This is a genomic window from Moorena sp. SIO3I6, from assembly GCF_010672095.1.
In genome coordinates, this window is sequence record NZ_JAAHHU010000679.1 from 1 (window position 1) to 2,454 (window position 2,454).

Below are 2,454 nucleotides of genomic sequence, written 5' to 3' on the forward strand. Positions count from 1 at the left end.
CTCGGTACTTTCCCAGCTACACTGGCTTAACTCAATTACACCTGTTTAATAACTGGGTTCTAGAGCTGGGGACTAGCTACGCATCCCCAGGTAGGAACTTGAACACTTAGAAATAACGTAGTTCTTAGTTACGGTCGATGCCTGGTATTACCCAGGGCACCTCCGCTTCCGAACTGGGCGTGCGACTTTCACCGCACCCAGCTCTTAGGTATCCTCAACCTTTCGGCTTGCCTTTCGGCTTGCTCCAATGAATCATCTGGTGGCAGCTTTGATGTACTGCCATTAGGTTCTTTTGCTTCCAATTGTCGTGGTTTCCATCGACGTGATGGAGGTGTACAGATTCGTCGCTTAAGAACTTGTATCCACAATGTCCACAAGAATGGTTTTGCCTTTTCAAAGCTTTAGCGGTAGCATCATCGTATAGTACGGAGTTCCGCATACTCCAGTAGACTAAGTCTCCATCATACGGGGACTTAGTCCCTCTAACGTTGACGTGTTGATTTTGTTCGTACCCAACTGCTGGAAAGCCTTTCTTGCATAGTTCGGTGGCTTTGTACCGATTCACTTTCTTTTCCTTGCGGAATTTCCGGTTTGCGGTTTTTGCCATAAACCATAAACTATCTCGGGAACTGCTCATATCACAGCTTTTGTGGTAGTTCCTCCATCCACGCACGATTGGGGCTAATTTTTGGGCTTTGACTTCAGCACCATAATTCGAGCTATTCACCACGGCTTTAATCTTCTTCCGGATATTACGATGGTTTTCCTCTGAGGGAATACATCGAAATTTTCCGTTTCTCTGGACTCGGAATTTCCAACCCAGGAAGTCAAATCCGTCTGTCGTTTTGGTTAGCTTGGTCTTCTCTTGGTTTACTTCCAATCCACGTTGGGCTAAGAAGTTCCTCACTTTTTCTAGAATCTTTTCAGCGTTGTCGTTTGGCTTGAGAATAATCACCATGTCATCTGCATATCGAATGCTTCTGACCTTTTTGTTAATTTCCTCTATTCCGTCAAGTGCAATGTTGGCTAAGAGTGGACTGACCACACCACCTTGGGGCGTTCCTTGTTCAGGAAATTCCGGATTGATACCTGCTTTTAGGCATCTGAATATCCCCATTTTCAGACCCGCAGGAGCTATCAACCTATCCATGATGGAATTGTGGGAGATGCGGTCAAAGCACTTCTTAATGTCTAGCTCGATTATCCTTTTATTGATGCCGTTGTTGCCAGAATTTAGATTCTGAAATAGCATTTTTTGTGCATCTTGAGCACATCTGCCTGTTCTGAATCCATAGCTGAAGGCACTGAACGTCGCCTCATGGGCTGGTTCCAAGGCATATTTGGCTAAACATTGCCATGCTCTGTCTTGGATGGTCGGTACTTTCAGCATTCTCGTACTCCCATTTTTCTTAGGTATTGGGATTTCTCTCAACCCTTGGTGCGTCCAGTTTTTCGCATTGGAGCCTAGTTTTTCAAATACCTCGAACCTTTCTTTGTAGGTTAGGGAGGATTTCCCATCTACTCCGGCAGTTCTCTTTCCTTGATTGAGCTGTGTCACTTGACGGACAGCCAGCAGTTGTGCTGAACGGGATTTCAGAATCAGTTTCTGCAAAGACCGTGCCTTCCTCAGGTCACCATCTCTAATTGCTTTGTACACTCGCTTTTGTAGGCGGAAAAGATTCCGGCGGAGTTGCTTCCACTTTTGGCTTTTCCAAAGGTCACTATGTCTTGACATGTGTCTACCCATGCTCTTCATTAGTTTCGTGTATTCTGGATACCCGCCACCAGTTTCCGGTGGCATCCTACCCGACAGTGGGGATTAAGTTTGGCATAACTTACCGAGGTTTCGACCTTTCCTCAGACCCATTTTTGCTGTCGTTTTTACTCGTTCCATCTATCAGATTGTTTTGACGATTTAGGGCAGTCCAATTTGCCTATCCTCTTCTCGGAGATTACAACTATTATTCTAATGATGTTGTGAGAATGAAAGGATAAAGTCGCACACTGTTGCAGCTCAGATTGTGGCTTGTCTATTAGACACTTTTCTAGGACTAGTTTTACCCATGTCGTCTCCCCGTTAGCGCCAGTGATACCTATCTGCTTTGGTTCTGGTTGCGCCCTGGTGCCAGCTTCACTCTGCGGAGTTGCCGCCCGCTCGGTGTGGCCAAGGTAGGGAGTCACTTATCTCCTAAAGGGCAGGGTTTGCACCTGCATCCGAAGGACAGTTAGAACTTTTTGAGGTATTTTACCTCGCGAGTCCCCTAGCTTATACCCCTCCCGTTTCGGGAGGCTCCTAGCTAGAACGAGCCGCACTAGAATTTAGAATTGTTACGGTCGATGCCTGGTATTACCCAGGGCACCTCCGCTTCCGAACTGGGCGTGCGACTTTCACCGCACCCAGCTCTTAGGTATCCTCAACCTTTCGGCTTGCCTTTCGGCTTGCTCCAATGAATC

1 protein-coding gene is annotated in these 2,454 nt (G+C 46.7%); it reads right to left on the bottom strand.

Annotated features, from left to right (window positions below; all coding sequences use genetic code 11):
- Positions 1-214 precede the first annotated feature (214 nt).
- Positions 215-1,735 (bottom strand): reverse transcriptase domain-containing protein, encoded by a 1,521-nt coding sequence (locus F6K49_RS41320; RefSeq protein WP_293084219.1) that lies wholly within the window; start codon positions 1,733-1,735, stop codon positions 215-217.
- Positions 1,736-2,454 lie beyond the last annotated feature (719 nt).

Coding starts and splice junctions, on each gene's coding strand:
- F6K49_RS41320 (WP_293084219.1), bottom strand. CDS start 1,735: ATGTCAAGACATAGTGACCTTTGGAAAAGCCAAAAGTGGAAGCAACTC.